Source organism: Catellatospora sp. TT07R-123 (assembly GCF_018327705.1).
Lineage (GTDB): Bacteria > Actinomycetota > Actinomycetes > Mycobacteriales > Micromonosporaceae > Catellatospora.
The window spans coordinates 4,037,767-4,053,047 of the sequence record NZ_BNEM01000001.1 but is presented as its reverse complement, the minus strand read 5'-3'; the positions used below and the strand labels follow the sequence as shown (position 1 = coordinate 4,053,047).

Here is a 15,281-nt window from a genome sequence, read left to right as displayed (position 1 = left end):
CGCAGCGGGGAACCGGCATGAGCGACTCGGTTCTCCTGATCGGCCTGCTGGCGGTGCCGCTGGCCGGAGCCGTGCTGGCCGCCGCGCTGCGCGGCCGCGCCGGGGTGGTCGCGGCCACGGCGGTCTCCGCGCTGACGCTGCTGCTGGCGGTGCCGCTGGGCTTCGACCGGGCACCGGCGCCCCCGGGCCGCGGCATCCACCCGTGGCACGCCGTCGACCTGTCCTGGGTGCCCGCGCTGCACCTGCGGCTGCAACTGGGCGTCGACGGGATCTCCTACCCCCTGGTGCTGCTCACCGCGCTGCTGACCCTGCTGTGCTGCGGTTTCCTGCTGTGGCAGCGCCCCGACCGGGCGCATCTGCTGGCGGCGCTGCTGCTGGTGATCGAGGTCGGCATCCTCGGCACCTTCCTGGCCCTGAACCTGGTGCTGTTCTTCCTCGCCTTCGAGGTGGTGCTGCTGCCGATGGCGGCGGTCATCGCGGGCTGGGGCGGCCCGGCCCGCCGCGCGGCCGCGCTGAAGTTCGCGCTCTACACCCTGGCCGGGTCGGTGCTGCTGCTGGTCGGCGTGGTCGCGGTGGTCGCGCAGACCGACACCGCCGATCTGGTATCGCTGACCGCCCAGCCCTCCCTCGGCCACACCGCCCAGCTGTGGATCTTCGGACTGTTCGCGCTGGCCTTCGCGGTGAAGAGCCCGCTGTGGCCGCTGCACACCTGGCTGCCCGACGCGCACACCGAGGCCCCGACCGTCGGCAGCGTCATCCTGGCCGGCGTGCTGCTGAAGATGGGCACGTACGGGCTGATCCGGGTCGGGCTCGGCGTCACCCCGCAGGGCGCGGCGAGCTTCGCGACACTGCTCGGGGCGCTGGCCGTCACGGCCATCCTGATCGGGTCGCTGGTCTGCCTGCGGCAGACGGAACTCAAGCGGCTCATCGCGTACTCGTCGGTCGGGCACATGGGCTTCGTGCTGCTCGGCATCGCCGCGGGGGCCGCGGGCAGCGCCATCGGCGTGCAGGCCGCCCTGATCGGCAACATCGCGCACGGCGTCCTGACCGGCCTGCTGTTCTTCCTGGCCGGGGCGATCAAGGACCGGGCGCACACCGGCCTGCTGGGCGACCTCGGCGGGCTGCGCGAGCGCCAGCCGTGGCTGGCGGGCATCCTCGGCCTGGCGGCGCTGGGCAGCCTCGGCCTGCCCGGCCTGGCCGGGTTCTGGGGCGAGGCGTTCGCCGTCGTCGCGGCGGTGCGGCTCGGCGGCACCGGCTGGCTGGTGCTGGCGGTGCTGGCCGCGATCGGCGGGGCGCTGACCGCGGCGTACCTGCTGCGGCTGCTGCGCCGGGTCAGCCACGGCCCGGCCGCTCCGGCGCTGGCGGGCGCGGCCGAGGTGCACGTGCCCGAAGTGCTGGCCTGGGCGCCGCTGGTGCTGCTCGCGCTGCTGATCGGCGTGCTGCCGGGGCTGGTGCTGACCGCGTCGGCCGGTGCGGTCGACGCCCTGACCATGGGGGTGGCACCGTGACCTGGTCCCCGTTGACACCCCTGGTGGCCGCCGCGGCCACGGTGGTGCTGGCCCTGCTGTCCGACCTGTTCGCCCCCGGACGCTGGCGCGTGCCGTACGCGGTGGCGCTCGGCGGGACCCTGGTGACGCTCGCCGCGGCGCTGGCCACCCCGGCCCGCCAGGCGGGCAGCGTCCTCTGCGCGGGCACCTCCACCGGCGGCGACGCGATCTTCCCCGTCGACTGCGCGTACGTCTACGACGGCCGGGCCCGGGTGGTCGCCGTCGTGGTCGTCGCGCTGACCGCCGCCGCGCTGCTGCTGTGGGCACCGGCCCTGCGCCGGGGCGAGGCGCCGGTGGGGGAGGCGGTGTTCCTGCTGACCAGCGCCATGACCGGCGGTGTCGCGCTGGCCGGCGCCGGTGACCTGATCACCCTGATCGTGGCCCTGGAGACGCTGACCGTCCCGCTGTACGTCCTGGTCGCCCTGCACCGGCGGCGCCAGTCCGAGGCCTCGGCCGCGTCGGTCACCTTCTTCGCCAACAGCGTGGTGGCCACGGCGGTCAGCCTGCTCGGCGCCGCCCTGCTCTACCTGTCCACCGGCACCGTCCAGCTGCGCGGCCTGACCTCGGTGCCAGAGCAGATCCCCGCCGAATGGCACCCGGTGGCGCTGACCGGCCTGGTCCTGGTGCTGGTCGGCCTCGGCTTCAAGGTCGCCGCGGCACCGCTGCACGCCTGGGCGCCCGCCACGTACGACGGCGCGCCCGTGCCGGTCGCCGCGTTCCTGTCCACCGCCTCGAAGCTCGGTGGCGTGGCCGCGATCCTGATCGTGCTCCAGGGCGTCCTCCAGAACGGCCCGAACGGCCCGGACCGGGGCATGTTCGTGGCGGCGGGGGTGGCGCTGGCGATGCTCGCGGCCCTGTCGATGGTGCTCGGCACCCTGGGCGCGCTGCGCCAGAGCCGCACCGTGCGGCTGCTGGCGTGGTCGTCGGTGGCGCAGGCCGGCTTCGTGCTCGCCCCGCTGGGCGGCGTGTCCGGGCTGGCGGCGCTGGGCCCGGCGATCGGCCTGATGGACGCCGCGCTGGCCTACGCGGTCTTCTTCGTCGTGCTGGAGATCGCCGCGTTCGGCGCGGTGGTGGCGCTGCGGCCGGGGGAGCCCGACGGCGGCAGCCTCGACGATCTGCGCGGGCTGGGCCGGGGCGCGCCGTGGCGGGCCGCCGGGCTGGCGTTCGCGCTGGTCGGGCTGGCCGGACTGCCGCCGGTGCTGGCCGGGCTGTTCGCGAAGATCACGGTGGTGCAGGCGCTGGTCGACGTCGACTCGTACCGCCTGGCGGTGCTGGTCGCCCTGGTCTCGGTCGCGGGCCTCGCCGTCTACTGGCGTCCCGTCACCGCGCTCTACCGCGGCGGCGACGCGACCGCGGCCGCGCCCGGCTGGGCCCCGGTGACGGCGCTCACCGCGGCCGTGGCGGCGGGCGTGCTGCTCACCGTCGCCCCGCAGCTGCTGTACACCGCGATCAGCGCCTGGCACTGACCCTCACCTTCGGCACGAGTCGGCCCATACCGGCTGTGATCAGGCAAAACGTGCCGTCGCTGTACGGTGGCTAGAATTTCTTTCAGTCGACTCACAGCGCGTGAGGGGAAGGGCACCGGGGTAACCGCCGGTTGCACCTGGTGCGCGGGGACCCACCGCGCCAGACGTGGAGGGAATGGATGCACAGCCACAACGGCCTCAAGACGGCGGCACTGCTCGGCCTGCTCACCGCGATGATCCTCGGGGTCGGCTACTGGCTGGGCGGCAGCGGCGGCCTGGTCATCGCCGTGCTCATCTCGCTGGTCATGAACGGTGTCAGCTACTTCTTCTCCGACAAGCTGGCCCTGCGCTCGATGCACGCGCAGCCCGTCACCGAGGCGGATTTCCCGCAGCTCTACCAGATGGTGCGGGAGCTGTCCCAGCAGGCCGGCCAGCCCATGCCCCGGCTGTACGTCAGCCCCACCATGCAGCCCAACGCCTTCGCCACCGGCCGCAACCCGCAGCACGCCGCGGTCGCCGTGACCGAGGGCATCACCCGCATCCTCGACTACCGCGAGCTGCGCGCCGTCATCGGCCACGAGCTGTCGCACGTGTACAACCGCGACATCCTCATCTCCAGCGTGGCTGGCGCCCTGGCGGGCATCATCACGATGCTGGCCAACCTGGCCTGGTTCCTGCCCATCGGCGGCGACGACGAGGACGGCCCGAACCCGCTGGTGCTGATCATGATGCTGATCCTGGGCCCGATGGCGGCGTCGATCATCCAGCTCGCCATCAGCCGCAGCCGCGAGTTCCAGGCCGACGCCTCGGGTGCCCAGCTCACCAACGACCCGCTCGCCCTGGCCAGCGCGCTGAAGAAGATCCACAACGGGGTGCAGCAGATGCCGCTGCCCGCCGAGGGCCAGCTCGCCAGCTCGGCCCACCTGATGATCGACAACCCGCTGCGCGCGGGCGGCATCGCCTCGCTGTTCTCGACGCACCCGCCGATGGAGGAGCGCGTCCGCCGCCTGGAGGCCATGGCCGCCAGCTCCGGCCCGATCCAGTACATGCGCTGAGGCGCGAAGATCGCCGTTTCCGGTCACCACGTGAGGTCAGAGCCCACGTGGTGGCCGGAAGCGGCGATCTTCTGCGTTGCCGATCGTCAGCGGTAGTTGGTGAACTGGAGGGCGACGCCGAAGTCGCCGCCCTTGAGCAGGGTGATGACCTCCTGGAGGTCGTCCTTCTTCTTGCCGGTGACGCGAAGCTGGTCGCCCTGGATCTGGGCCTGCACCCCCTTGGGGCCCTCATCCCGGATCTTCTTGGAGATCGCCTTGGCCTTCTCCGCGTCGATACCCTGAACGATCTTGCAGTCGATCTTGTACGTCTTGCCGGAAGCCCTCGGGTCGCCCGCGTCCAGCGACTTCAGGGAGATGTTGCGCTTGATCAGCTTCTCCTTGAAGACGTCCAGTGCGGCCTTGACCCGCTCCTCGGAGCTGGCCTCCAGGGCGACGTCCTCGCCGGACCAGGCGATGGAGGCTCCCGTGTCGCGGAAGTCGAACCGCTGCGCCAGCTCCTTCTCGGTCTGGTTCAGCGCGTTGTCCACCTCCTGCCGATCTACCTTGCTGACGATGTCGAAGGACGGGTTAGCTGCCATGCGTTCCGTTTTAGCAGATCCCGCAGCGCGCCGTGCCCATGGTCCGACCCGGTTGCGCATCGGGCCCCTGATACCGCTATCCTTATCGAGCCACGCTGCCCCAGGGCGGCGCTGGCAACGCTGTACCAGGCGGGTTGCCCGAGCGGCCAATGGGAGCGGACTGTAAATCCGTCGCGAAAGCTACAGAGGTTCGAATCCTCTACCCGCCACCACAGCGCGAGTGCGGCCCCCGACCGACAGGTCGGGGGCCGCACTCCTTTTCCGGGCGAGTGCGCCGTATTTCCGGCGAGTGCGCCGTGCAGTTTCCGGGAAGCCGTGCAGTTTCGGGGAAACTGCACGAATCCGGGCCAAGATTCCAGCACTTTCCCCGAAACTGCTGCTTACGCAGGCGGGTTGTGGGGGCTGGTTAGCCTGCCGGGGGTGGGGGTATTCAGTCGGGCGCCCTATGTGGCGACGATCAACGGTGAAGTGTTCCGGTGTGTCGTCTGCCAGGGCGGGCTGTTCACCAGCCGCACCATCAAGCTGAACACGGCCGGGCTGGAGTTTCTCGACCTGGCGTGGGCCAACAAGTCGTCGCTGGGCGTCATCTGCACCAACTGCGGCTACGTCCACGAGTTCCTGGGTGACGCGGTCCAGCTGTGGGACTCCGAGTCGGGCGCCAGCGCCTCCTGACATTCAAGATCATGCTTGCGGGCGGGAGTACCGTCCAGGCATGACTGACGGCGAGCGCGCATCCGGCGAACGGGCCCCGACCGAGAAGTGGCGCACCCTGCCGGAGCGGGTCGATCTCGACCAGTTGGTGGAGACGGTCGACCTGGAGCCGCGGGTCGAGCACGTCCGCGCGGTCAACTACGGCGCCGAGTTCATCCGCATCGACCACGCCTGAGCTGGGCGGGTCAGCCGGGCCGGGCGGGCCGGGCGGGCGGGCGGGCCGGGCGGGCGGGCCGGCCGGGCGGGGCGGCCGGGTTCGGGGGCGTGTCGGCGGGTGGGGGTGCGGATGATCGTCGTGTCCGGTCAGAAGGCGAACTCAGACGGCACTTTCTGACCTCGAACAGCGATCACCGCGGCAGCCCTCGCCGTGCGCGGCAGCCCTCGCCGTGAAGTGACCGCAGACGCCGATCAAGCAGCCGGACAGCCCGGCGCAGCCCGGTCCCGGGTCGGGTGGTGATCCCGGGCCTACTCGGCGGCGTACGGGACCAGGGCGGTGATCTCGGCCCCGCCGTCGGGGCTGTCGCGCACCTCGACCTCCACGCTGTCGGAGAACGTCCGGACCAGCCACAACCCGCGTCCACCGGTCGCACCCGGGCCGGGCCGCCGGATGTTCAGCGCCTCGGCGGGCGGTCCGCTGCCCGGGTCGGACACCTGGCAGGCGATGGTGTCGCCGTCGCGCCACAGCCGCAGCCGCCCGTGTCCGCCACCGTGCCGGACCGCGTTCGTGGCCAGCTCGTACGCGACGAAGACGAGGACGTCGATCCGCTCCTCGGGCATGCCCGACTCGCTGGCGTGGGCGGCGACGGCGGCGCGCAGCCCGACCAGCTCCGGCTCGGTGAACGGCAGGTCCAGCAGCAGCCGTCGCTGTCCGGGCCGCGGCGTGTTGCCCGGCCTGTCGCGCGAGGGCCGGTCAGTCACCATGCTCGACGGCCATCAGCGTGACGCCGGGAATGTCCCGCAGACCCAGCGCGGCGAGGATCTTGTATGGCATCCCCTGGCAGCGGACGGTCATCCGCTGGGCCGGGGTGAGCCCGACCGCCGCCTGGGCCACCACGCCCGCGGCGACGGTGTCCAGGAAGACGAGCCGGGTGAGGTTGACGTCGATGTGGTCGTCGAGGGCGAGCGCCTCGGTCATGGCCCGGGTCAGCGGCTCCGCGGCGCGGTAGTCGATCTCGCCGGCGACGCGCACCCCGGTGGGCACGTGCTGGCGGCAGATCCGCAGCAGCGCGTCGTCGTGGTAGGTGATCGCCGCGACGGTGCGCCCGTGCGCCTCGGCCGCGGTGGCCAGGGTGACGGTGTCGAAGCACTGGCGGTCGTACTGGCAGACGGCGGTGGCGTTCTCCTGCGCGAGCATCCGGCTCAGCTGCGACTCGTACGCCATGAGCCCGGCCGCGCCGCCGACCGGCCGCAGCGCCCAGCACATGTCGCTGGTGACCCGCAGGCCCTGGTAGCCGTCGCGGCCGGCCCGCTCGATCTGGGTGCGGACCGCGCCGAGGGCGCTGCCCGGGTCGAACACGCCCTGCGGCACGAAGAACTCGCCCGCGGACGCGATGTGCAGCTGTCCCGTCTCGGCGGCCGTGGCCGGCTCGAAGCCGCGCCGGGCCAGCTCCTCGGTGAGCGCGGACGGGCTCAGCGACTCGGTGAGGCAGACGACCTTCTGCCCGGCGCGCAGCCCGTCGCGCACGAACGCGGCGACGATGTCCAGCCGCTCGTCGCTGTCGGAGAAGGTCAGGCAGGCGTGATCGCCTGGCCGGAGCTCCTCCACGGACGTACCGCTCACCGGTCCCTCCTCGACCCAACCCCCGCAGCGCCGCGCATCCCGCAGAGCTGCGCAACACGGTAACCCGGTATCAAGCGTGCCATCGAGCTACCCATGGTGCAGGCCGGTCAAACTTCGCGGACGGGGCGGTGGGGTCCGGGGGCGGTTCAGCGGTGCAGATGCTCCAGGTTGCGCCACTGGCCGATCGCGCACAGCCCGTCGGCGACCCGGCGCGCCTCGCCCTCGGTGGCGTACTCCCGCATGATGGACCTGCCGTGCTGGCGGTGCTCGACCTCCCAGGGCCCGGCCGGGTTCGCGCGCAGGAACACGTCCTGACGTGCATAGCTGGTGGTGGTGCCGTTCCATCGGTGCTCGACCAGACGCATCATGGCGGTATCGTACACACGTTCGAACAGCAGGCAAGGACTGTCTTGACGGCGCCGGGGGACGTACAGTGTGGTTCCGCATTCCTGAGGGTGAGCTGCCGCTGCGGCCGGTCCAGCCCGTCCTCACCGAACGGCTATAAATTGGTCGGACCGCGGCGTGGCACGCCATGCGGGCTTCCTCTTGTGCCGGAACCTGTGGCACGATCCTTGACAGCCCCTGGTTTTCCTCTGTCACCCGTGGAGTCGATGATGCGAACGAGCAAGCTTGCCCGGTGGATGGGCAGCGGCGCGCTCATCGTGGCGCTGGGAACCGTGCTGGGTGGTGTCGCAGAGCCGACGATGTCGGCGCAGGAGTTCCAGTGGAGCGCCGGTGAGACCGTCCTTCCGGACGAGTTCCAGTGGAGCTCTCTGCCCAGCGGTGACGACACCGCGGGTGCCACGGCGCTGACGGGCCGTGAAGAAGCCGAATTTCAGTGGAGCTGACCGGTAGCCGGTCAGCCCCCTAGAGAGCGGACCAACGGCGTTGGCCAGAGCTGAACGAGGCGTGCGGCGCTCCGCCGAACTGGCCTGGTTGATCACGGGCCCGGCAGCGGTGCTGGCCCTCGGACTCTCGGCGCTGGCCGCCAATCGTTCGACGGCACACCTTGCGCACTGGTGGCTGATCCCGCTCTTCTTCGCCCTGTGGGTCGGCGCGGAGACGACCGTCCTCCAGTTCGAGGTCCGGCGGCACGGGTTCTTCCTCACCCTCGCCGAGATCCCATTCCTCCTCGGGCTCTTCTACCTGCCCCCGGTGCCGCTGCTGCTGACCCGCATCGCGGTGCAGTGCATCGTGCAGTGGCGGCGCAAGGTCGCCCCGGTCAAGGCGGCGTTCAACGTCGCGGTCATGTCGCTGGGCACCGCGGCCGCCAGCCTGCTGGTGCTGATCGGCGGCCCGATCGACCTCGAAGATCCGCGCAGCTGGCTGGTGCTGGTCGTCGCGGTGATGGTGAGCGTGCTGGTCTCGCTCGTCAGCGTGGTCAGCGTGATCACCCTCGTGCAGGGAAGGTTCGCGCCGCAGGAACTCGCCGCGGCGGTGCCCGGCGTCGTCATGGCCGGCATCAACACCGCCGTCGGGCTCGCGGTCCTTCTGCTGCTACAGCAGGGCATCGGCGCGATCATCCTGATGGCGGTCCTGATCGTCTGCTTCGCCCTGGCATACCGGTCGTACAACCGGTCGATGAACCAGCACCGCACGCTGACCGAGATCTACGACCTGACCGGCGCCATCTCCGACACCCCGCACGACGGCACCCTGCCCGACGTCCTGCTCGCGCGGGTCCGGCAGCTGCTCCAGGCCGAGTACGCGACGCTGTGGCTGCCCGCGCAGGGGCGCCACCCCGAACTGCTGCTCAGCGCGCGGCCCGACGACAAGGGCCTGCTCGACGTCGCCGGCGCGCCGGACTCGATGCGCAAGCAGGCGGTCGGCACGGGGCGGACCGTCGCCGGCGGTGCCAAGCTCGGCGACGACCAGCTCCGCGCGGAGCTGCGCGAGTCCAGCGTCAAGGACGCGATCGTGGTGCCGCTGCGGGCCAGCTCCGCGGTGATCGGAACGCTGGAGGTCGCGGGCCGCCTCGGCGACAACATGCACTTCGGCCCGGCCGACGTGCGGCTGCTGGAGTCGGTCGCCGCGCACGCGGCGGTGGCGGTGGAGAACAACCGCCTGGTCGACCGGCTGCGCTACGACGCCTACCACGACGCGCTGACCGCCCTGCCCAACCGGCGCCGGGTGACCCAGGCGCTGGAGGAGGCGGTGCGGGTCCGCGCTCCCGGCGAGGTCGTGGCCCTGCTGATGTTCGACGTGGACGGGTTGCGCGACGTCAACGACTCGCTCGGCCACGCCGCGGGAGACCAGCTGCTGGCCGAGGTGGCCACCCGGCTGCGCACGCTGGCGCCGCCCGCGGCCCTGGTGGGCCGCTCCGGCGGCGACGAGTTCGTCGTCACCCTGCGCCTGCCCCACGCCGAGGCCGCCGTCGACCTGGCGACCGAGCTGCGGAGCCTGCTGCAGGACCCGATGACCTTCGGCTCGCTGACCCTCGACGTCAACACGGCGGTGGGGATCGCGCTGCATCCCGAGCACGGCTCCGATCCGGCGACGCTGATCCAGCGCGCCGACGTGGCGACGCACGCGGCCAAGGGCCTGGCCAGCGGCGTGCAGCTGTTCGACGTCGGGCTGGAGTCGCGGTCGATGCGGCGGGTGGGCCTGGCCGGCGACCTGCGCCGCGCCCTGGACAACGGCGAGCTGGAGGTCTTCTTCCAGCCCAAGGTGTCGCTGCGGGACCGGCGCCTGGTCGGGGTGGAGTGCCTGGCCCGCTGGGAGCACCCGACCCACGGCGCGGTCGCGCCCGAGGACTTCGTCGCGGTGGCCGAGCACACCGGCCAGCTGTCCCGCCTGACCGACGTGGTGCTGCGCGAGGGCCTGCGCCGGGCGCGGCAGTGGGTGGACGCCGGACGGCCGCTGTCGGTGGCGGTGAACCTGTCCCCGCGCACCCTGGTCGACCCGTCGTTCCCGCAGCGCGTCGACGATCTGCTCCAGGAGTACGGCGTATCGCCCGACCGGCTGACGCTGGAGATCACCGAGGACGGGGTGGTCGACGGCGTCGACCGCCTGCTGCCCACCCTGCGCCGCCTGTACGACCTGGGCGTGCACCTGTCCGTGGACGACTTCGGCACCGGCTACTCGTCGCTGTCGTACCTGCGGCGGCTGCCGGTGCACGAGGTGAAGGTGGACCGCTCGTTCGTGCAGGGCATGGCGACCGACCCGGGCGATCTGGCGATAGTGCGGGCCGTGGTGGACATCTCGCGGCACTTCGGGCTGACCGTGGTGGCCGAGGGTGTCGAGAGCGAGCTGACGCTGGAGCTGCTGGAGGAGATCGGCTGCGACATCGGCCAGGGCTTCCTGTTCAGCCGGCCGCTGCCGTACGAGCGGCTGGAGGCGTGGCTGGGCGCCCAGACCGACGCCGAGCCCACCCCGCTGGGCGAGGTGCGCCGCCTGCGCGCGGTCGGCTGAGGCCGTCCGCCGGATGCCGCGGCAAGGTTGTGGCGCGCCACACCGAACCCGATTTCCGCCAGGGCCCGATGTTGTGTACTCTTACCAAGGCGCGCGGCGAGGTGGGAAACCACCAGGCAGCGAGCACGCCCCCTTAGCTCAGTCGGCAGAGCGTCTCCATGGTAAGGAGAAGGTCTACGGTTCGATTCCGTAAGGGGGCTCGACCGGACTGCCGGATATTCTTCCGGCAGGGCTCGCCAGGCGGTGTAGCTCAGTTGGCAGAGCAAGCGACTCATAATCGCTGTGTCGCCGGTTCAAGTCCGGCCATCGCTACGCATTAGACACCCGGGCGTCAGCCGCCGGAGGGTGCGCGACCAGGTCGGGCAGCAGCTCCGATGGTCGAGCGGTGTAAGGATCGCCACTGGTGACCCTTTTGCAGATCGGGACGGACTCTGTCTATCCTGAAATGCCGGTAATTCAAAGCAGCTGTTTCAGAAAGGCACTCCCGTGGCCAAGGCGACTGACGTACGTCCAAAGATCACCATGGCGTGCGTGGACTGCAAGGAGCGGAACTACATCACCAAGAAGAACCGGCGTAACGACCCGGATCGGATTGAGCTGAAGAAGTTCTGCCCGCGCTGCGGCAAGCACACCGCGCACCGCGAAACCCGCTGAGCGACTCAGCGCGAGACCCGATGACGGCGGTCTCACCAGATCTTCGAGCAGGGGGTGGCCCACCAGGGCCACCCCCTGCTGGCATAGGTTCACTGGCATGCCGATGGATCAGTCGTTCATCGGTCGGACATACCCGCCGACCGAGCCCTATCAGGTGGGGCGCGAGAAGATCCGGGAGTTCGCCGACGCGATCGGCGCCCCGGACGCCCTGTACCACGACGTGGCGGCCGCGCACGCGGCCGGCTACCGCGACGTGGTGGCGCCGCCCACCTTCCCGATCATCCTGAGCTTCGCCGCGATGGAGCAGATCGTCACCGACCCCGAGCTGGGCATGGACTACACCCGTGTGGTCCACGGCGATCAGCGCTTCAGCTACCGCCGCCCGATCGTGGCCGGCGACGAGCTCGTGGTGGTGAGCAGCATCGACGACATCACCCACCGGGGCGGGCACGACTTCCTCACCACCCGCGCGGAGCTGTCCACGCCGGCCGGGGAGCCGGTCGTCACGGTCGTGTGCAAGCTGGTCGTCCGAGGGCACGGTGAGTGAGATGGCGTACGAGACGGGGCAGCAGCTGCCCTCGCAGACCTTCCGGGTGACCCGCGCGGACCTGGTCCGCTACGCGGGGGCCTCCGGGGACCTCAACCCGATCCACTGGAGCGAGCGTACCGCGGTCGGGGTGGGCCTGCCGGGGGTGATCGCGCACGGCATGTACACGATGGCGCTGGCGGGCCGGGCGGTCACCAACTGGGTCGGCCGGGCGGACGCGGTGCTCGACATCGGGGTGCGGTTCACCCGCCCGGTGCCGGTGCCGGACACGGACGAGGGAACCGCGGTGGACTTCACCGCGGTGATCAAGTCGGTCACCGCGGAGGGTCTGGTCACGTTCGACCTGACCGCCACGTGCGGTGGCGAGAAGGTGTTGGCGCAGGCCAGGGTCGTGATCCGGCAGGACTGACGGGCCGGTGGGGGGTCGGCGAAACAGGCCGGACAAAAAAGGGCCGAGCCCAGTTGGCTCACTCGCCCGGATACCCGTACACTGGTCCGCCGTGGGGTTAGTGACCTCTGACGGTTAGCTTAGGCGGCCGTTCAGGTGACTTTCCCGCACAGGGGTGTGGCGCAATTGGCAGCGCAGCGGTCTCCAAAACCGCAGGTTGCAGGTTCGAGTCCTGTCGCCCCTGCGGCTTCGGCCTACCGGCCCTCGGTGGGCGATCCGTGGAAACTGGCCGTCGGCATGGCCGACGGCGCACCATGGGTCGTATGGCCCTCTCGGCCCCACCTGGGGCAGGGGCCAGCGTGACAGGTGCCCCTCGACAGCGAGGGCACACGGGCCCGTGTCCCTGCACGGACCCGACACCACCCCGCGAGATGGAAGTAGGGCGCAGTGGCCGAGAGCAACCGACGTGGCGAGGACGCCGCGGCCGAGCACGTCGACGACGTGTTCGACGACGCTGTCGACGATGACGCCCTGACCGACGAGGACGCTGCCGTCGGCGGCGGACGCGGCACGGCGACCAAGGCCCGGCCGGTGGACGGCAAGGGCGCTCGCGCGGTCAAGAAGGCGGACGCGACCGAGAAGGTCGGTTTCTTCGGTCGAATCGGACGTTTTGTCCGTGAAGTCGTCGCCGAGCTGCGTAAGGTCATCTGGCCGACTCGTAACGAACTGCTCACCTACACCGCGGTCGTGCTCGTGTTCGTGACCGCCATCATGGCGATCGTGACCGGCCTCGACTACCTGTACGCCAAGGGTGTGCTGTTCGTCTTCGGCGACCACAACGCCAAGTAACGAATACGGAAGTGAGCGAGCTACGTGCCTGAGTACGACGAGACGGCCCAGTCCGACGACATCGAGGTGACCTCCGCGGTCGCGGTGTCCGACGAGCCGGCGCACGGGGCGGCGGAGCACGCTGAAGACGAGTTCGACCCGGCTGCCGAGCTGCGGCAGAAGCTGCGGTTCGCCCCGGGCGACTGGTATGTCGTGCACTCGTACGCCGGTTACGAGAACAAGGTCAAGACCAACCTCGAGACCCGCATCACCAGCCTCGACATGGAGGAGTACATCTTCCAGGTCGAGGTGCCGACCCGCGAAGAGGTCGAGGTCAAGAACGGCAAGCGCACCCAGGTGCAGAGCAAGGTCTTCCCCGGCTACCTGCTGGTCCGGATGGACCTGACCCCCGAGTCGTACTCGTGTGTGCGCAACACGCCCGGGGTGACCGGGTTCGTGGGTGCCACCGACCGCGCGGACCGGCCCGCGCCGCTGAGCCTCGACGAGGTGCTCAAGTGGCTGCTGCCGTCGGTCGAGGCGCCCGGTGCGCAGAAGAAGGCCAAGGCCGAGATCAGGGTGCTCGACTTCGAGGTGGGCGACTCGGTGACCGTCACCGACGGCGCCTTCGCCTCGCTGCCGGCGACGATCAGCGAGATCAACGCCGACCAGCAGAAGCTCAAGGTGCTCGTCTCGATCTTCGGCCGGGAGACCCCGGTCGAGCTCAACTTCAACCAGGTCACCAAGATCTGACGAAGCTCTCCGGACGCGGCGGGTGGCCTCTGGCCCCCGCCGCGTCGGCGTTGCGGGCGCGCGCCGCCGCGCCGCGTCCGCGGTCACACCGACCTCGGCGAATAGGCGCGGACCAGTATGCGGTAGCCTTGAACGTCCGGCCTGTGCCGCGCGCTGACCGTGCGCGCATCGCACCGGCCGGTCCGGTGTAAACCACCCTGATCCGGCGTTCGATGCCGGGTCGACAAGTCCCAGGAAGTAGACATGCCTCCGAAGAAGAAACTCGTCAAGACGTTCACGCTGCAGCTGAAGGCCGGCCAGGCCACCCCGGCTCCGCCGGTGGGTCCGGCGCTGGGTCAGCACGGCGTGAACATCATGGAGTTCTGCAAGGCGTACAACGCCCAGACCGAGTCGCAGCGCGGTGACATCGTCCCGGCGCAGATCAGTGTGTACGAGGACCGTACGTTCACGTTCATCCTGAAGACGCCGCCCGCCGCCCGGCTCCTGATCAAGGCCGCCGGCGTGCCCAAGGGCTCCGGCGTGCCGCACACCACCAAGGTCGGTTCGGTGACCCGCGCCCAGCTCCGGGAGATCGCCGAGAAGAAGATGTCCGACCTGAACGCCAACGACATCGAGATGGCCGAGCGCATCATCGCCGGCACCGCTCGGTCGATGGGCATCACCGTCAAGGACTGACGCCGTCGTACGGCGCTGCGCGCCGACGGTGACCCATTTCGTGGGAGGGCCCGCAGGGGCTCGACACAACCACAGGAGAACTGAGAAATGAAGCACGGCAAGTCTTACAACACGTCCTTCGAGCAGGTGGACCGTACCAAGCTGTACGGCCCGCTCGAGGCGATCAAGCTCGCCAAGGACACCACCAAGGTGAAGTTCGACGCCACGGTCGAGGTCGCGATGCGCCTCGGTGTCGACCCCCGCAAGGCGGACCAGATGGTCCGCGGCGTGGTGAACCTGCCCCACGGCACGGGCAAGACCGCCCGCGTCATCGTCTTCGCCTCCGGCGAGAAGGCCGCCGAGGCGACCGCCGCCGGCGCCGACGCGGTGGGCACCGACGAGCTGGTGGCCCGGATTCAGGAGGGCTGGCTGGACTTCGACGCCGCGATCGCGACGCCGGACCAGATGGCCAAGATCGGCCGTATCGCGCGGATCCTGGGCCCGCGCGGTCTCATGCCGAACCCGAAGACCGGCACCGTGACCATGGACATCGCCAAGGCGGTGGCCGACATCAAGGGTGGCAAGATCACCTTCCGGGTGGACAAGCACTCGAACCTGCACCTGATCATCGGTAAGGCCTCGTTCTCGCCCGAGCAGCTGGTCGAGAACTACGCCGCGGTGCTCGACGAGGTCCTGCGCTGCAAGCCGTCCGCGGCCAAGGGCAAGTACCTCAAGAAGGTGTTCGTCACCACCACGATGGGCCCGGGCATCCCGGTCGACCCGAACGTGACGCGCAACTTCCTGGAGACCGAGGCCTGATCCGCCCCGCTCCGTCACGGCGCCGTCCGCACACCGCGGGCGGCGCCGCTGCTTTGCCGGGGTACGTCACAGCACCCCGATTTGGTGGCCCGA

Annotated in this window: 18 protein-coding genes and 4 tRNA genes; 18 read left to right on the top strand and 4 right to left on the bottom strand. The window is 70.6% G+C overall.

The genetic code is table 11. From position 1 onward, the window contains the following. The first annotated feature begins 17 nt into the window (after window positions 1-17). From Cs7R123_RS17460 to htpX, 3 genes are all read left to right on the top strand, one after another. On the top strand, window positions 18-1,508 hold the full coding sequence (locus Cs7R123_RS17460; protein WP_212827782.1) for a NuoM family protein: 1,491 nt from the start codon (window positions 18-20) through the stop codon (window positions 1,506-1,508). After that, window positions 1,505-3,013, top strand: coding sequence for an NADH-quinone oxidoreductase subunit N (locus Cs7R123_RS17455; protein WP_244871877.1), 1,509 nt, complete (start codon window positions 1,505-1,507; stop codon window positions 3,011-3,013). Before Cs7R123_RS17460 ends, Cs7R123_RS17455 begins: the two co-directional genes overlap by 4 nt. Before the next feature lie 179 nt (window positions 3,014-3,192). Then, window positions 3,193-4,068, top strand: a complete 876-nt coding sequence (gene htpX / locus Cs7R123_RS17450) for a zinc metalloprotease HtpX (protein ID WP_212827780.1) — start codon at window positions 3,193-3,195, stop codon at window positions 4,066-4,068. Window positions 4,069-4,154: 86 nt separating this feature from the next. On the opposite strand, the gene Cs7R123_RS17445 is transcribed toward htpX, so the two are convergent. After that, entirely contained in the window at window positions 4,155-4,646 is a 492-nt protein-coding gene (locus tag Cs7R123_RS17445; RefSeq protein ID WP_212827779.1) for a YajQ family cyclic di-GMP-binding protein, read from the bottom strand. A gap of 128 nt (window positions 4,647-4,774) precedes the next feature. Here Cs7R123_RS17445 and Cs7R123_RS17440 point away from each other — a divergent pair. From Cs7R123_RS17440 to Cs7R123_RS17430, 3 genes are all read left to right on the top strand, one after another. Further along, window positions 4,775-4,858 (top strand) — tRNA-Tyr (locus Cs7R123_RS17440). A 208-nt stretch (window positions 4,859-5,066) separates the two neighbouring features. Next, window positions 5,067-5,318, top strand: a complete 252-nt coding sequence (locus Cs7R123_RS17435; RefSeq protein WP_212827778.1) for a hypothetical protein — start codon at window positions 5,067-5,069, stop codon at window positions 5,316-5,318. Window positions 5,319-5,358: 40 nt separating this feature from the next. Continuing rightward, on the top strand, window positions 5,359-5,532 hold the full coding sequence (locus Cs7R123_RS17430; protein ID WP_212827777.1) for a hypothetical protein: 174 nt from the start codon (window positions 5,359-5,361) through the stop codon (window positions 5,530-5,532). A 290-nt stretch (window positions 5,533-5,822) separates the two neighbouring features. Here the strand turns inward: Cs7R123_RS17430 and Cs7R123_RS17425 are convergent, their stop codons facing one another. The 3 genes from Cs7R123_RS17425 to Cs7R123_RS17415 form a co-directional block, all read right to left on the bottom strand. Further along, window positions 5,823-6,278 (bottom strand): ATP-binding protein, encoded by a 456-nt coding sequence (locus Cs7R123_RS17425; protein ID WP_212827775.1) that lies wholly within the window; start codon window positions 6,276-6,278, stop codon window positions 5,823-5,825. Continuing rightward, the gene (locus Cs7R123_RS17420) at window positions 6,268-7,137 is read right to left on the bottom strand and encodes an MEDS domain-containing protein (protein WP_212827773.1); all 870 of its coding nucleotides are present in this window, start codon (window positions 7,135-7,137) and stop codon (window positions 6,268-6,270) included. Before Cs7R123_RS17420 ends, Cs7R123_RS17425 begins: the two co-directional genes overlap by 11 nt. A gap of 146 nt (window positions 7,138-7,283) precedes the next feature. Continuing rightward, window positions 7,284-7,505, bottom strand: coding sequence for a hypothetical protein (locus Cs7R123_RS17415; protein WP_212827772.1), 222 nt, complete (start codon window positions 7,503-7,505; stop codon window positions 7,284-7,286). Window positions 7,506-7,751: 246 nt separating this feature from the next. Here Cs7R123_RS17415 and Cs7R123_RS17410 point away from each other — a divergent pair, with 246 nt between their 5' ends. From Cs7R123_RS17410 to rplA, 12 genes are all read left to right on the top strand, one after another. Beyond that, window positions 7,752-7,985, top strand: a complete 234-nt coding sequence (locus Cs7R123_RS17410; protein ID WP_212827770.1) for a hypothetical protein — start codon at window positions 7,752-7,754, stop codon at window positions 7,983-7,985. A 61-nt stretch (window positions 7,986-8,046) separates the two neighbouring features. After that, on the top strand, window positions 8,047-10,548 hold the full coding sequence (locus tag Cs7R123_RS17405) for a bifunctional diguanylate cyclase/phosphodiesterase (protein WP_212827768.1): 2,502 nt from the start codon (window positions 8,047-8,049) through the stop codon (window positions 10,546-10,548). A 127-nt stretch (window positions 10,549-10,675) separates the two neighbouring features. Next, window positions 10,676-10,748 (top strand) — tRNA-Thr (locus Cs7R123_RS17400). 39 nt (window positions 10,749-10,787) lie between these two features. Beyond that, window positions 10,788-10,860: transfer RNA gene (locus Cs7R123_RS17395), tRNA-Met, on the top strand. 174 nt (window positions 10,861-11,034) lie between these two features. Next, window positions 11,035-11,202, top strand: a complete 168-nt coding sequence (gene rpmG / locus Cs7R123_RS17390) for a 50S ribosomal protein L33 (RefSeq protein ID WP_018347744.1) — start codon at window positions 11,035-11,037, stop codon at window positions 11,200-11,202. A 97-nt stretch (window positions 11,203-11,299) separates the two neighbouring features. Further along, on the top strand, window positions 11,300-11,749 hold the full coding sequence (locus Cs7R123_RS17385) for a MaoC family dehydratase N-terminal domain-containing protein (protein ID WP_212827766.1): 450 nt from the start codon (window positions 11,300-11,302) through the stop codon (window positions 11,747-11,749). Between the two features lies 1 nt (window position 11,750). Beyond that, window positions 11,751-12,158, top strand: coding sequence for a MaoC family dehydratase (locus Cs7R123_RS17380; RefSeq protein ID WP_212827764.1), 408 nt, complete (start codon window positions 11,751-11,753; stop codon window positions 12,156-12,158). A 150-nt stretch (window positions 12,159-12,308) separates the two neighbouring features. Beyond that, a tRNA-Trp gene (locus Cs7R123_RS17375) sits at window positions 12,309-12,381 on the top strand. Between the two features lie 203 nt (window positions 12,382-12,584). After that, window positions 12,585-12,986 carry a preprotein translocase subunit SecE gene (gene secE / locus Cs7R123_RS17370; RefSeq protein WP_212827762.1) on the top strand — a complete coding sequence of 134 codons (402 nt, stop codon included), beginning with the start codon at window positions 12,585-12,587 and terminating at the stop codon, window positions 12,984-12,986. Window positions 12,987-13,010: 24 nt separating this feature from the next. Continuing rightward, complete coding sequence (gene nusG / locus Cs7R123_RS17365; protein ID WP_212827759.1) at window positions 13,011-13,715, top strand: transcription termination/antitermination protein NusG; 705 nt, start codon at window positions 13,011-13,013, stop codon at window positions 13,713-13,715. 243 nt (window positions 13,716-13,958) lie between these two features. Then, window positions 13,959-14,390 (top strand): 50S ribosomal protein L11, encoded by a 432-nt coding sequence (gene rplK, locus Cs7R123_RS17360; protein ID WP_212827758.1) that lies wholly within the window; start codon window positions 13,959-13,961, stop codon window positions 14,388-14,390. An 87-nt stretch (window positions 14,391-14,477) separates the two neighbouring features. Continuing rightward, on the top strand, window positions 14,478-15,188 hold the full coding sequence (gene rplA, locus Cs7R123_RS17355) for a 50S ribosomal protein L1 (RefSeq protein WP_212827757.1): 711 nt from the start codon (window positions 14,478-14,480) through the stop codon (window positions 15,186-15,188). Window positions 15,189-15,281 lie beyond the last annotated feature (93 nt).

Bases quoted from the DNA above. Each gene is read 5' to 3' on its own strand.
- Cs7R123_RS17460 (WP_212827782.1), top strand. From the start codon at position 18: ATGAGCGACTCGGTTCTCCTGATCGGCCTGCTGGCGGTGCCGCTGGCC.
- htpX (WP_212827780.1), top strand. From the start codon at position 3,193: ATGCACAGCCACAACGGCCTCAAGACGGCGGCACTGCTCGGCCTGCTC.
- Cs7R123_RS17445 (WP_212827779.1), bottom strand. From the start codon at position 4,646: ATGGCAGCTAACCCGTCCTTCGACATCGTCAGCAAGGTAGATCGGCAG.
- Cs7R123_RS17430 (WP_212827777.1), top strand. From the start codon at position 5,359: ATGACTGACGGCGAGCGCGCATCCGGCGAACGGGCCCCGACCGAGAAG.
- Cs7R123_RS17425 (WP_212827775.1), bottom strand. From the start codon at position 6,278: ATGGTGACTGACCGGCCCTCGCGCGACAGGCCGGGCAACACGCCGCGG.
- Cs7R123_RS17415 (WP_212827772.1), bottom strand. From the start codon at position 7,505: ATGATGCGTCTGGTCGAGCACCGATGGAACGGCACCACCACCAGCTAT.
- Cs7R123_RS17410 (WP_212827770.1), top strand. From the start codon at position 7,752: ATGCGAACGAGCAAGCTTGCCCGGTGGATGGGCAGCGGCGCGCTCATC.
- Cs7R123_RS17385 (WP_212827766.1), top strand. From the start codon at position 11,300: ATGCCGATGGATCAGTCGTTCATCGGTCGGACATACCCGCCGACCGAG.
- Cs7R123_RS17380 (WP_212827764.1), top strand. From the start codon at position 11,751: ATGGCGTACGAGACGGGGCAGCAGCTGCCCTCGCAGACCTTCCGGGTG.
- rplK (WP_212827758.1), top strand. From the start codon at position 13,959: ATGCCTCCGAAGAAGAAACTCGTCAAGACGTTCACGCTGCAGCTGAAG.
- rplA (WP_212827757.1), top strand. From the start codon at position 14,478: ATGAAGCACGGCAAGTCTTACAACACGTCCTTCGAGCAGGTGGACCGT.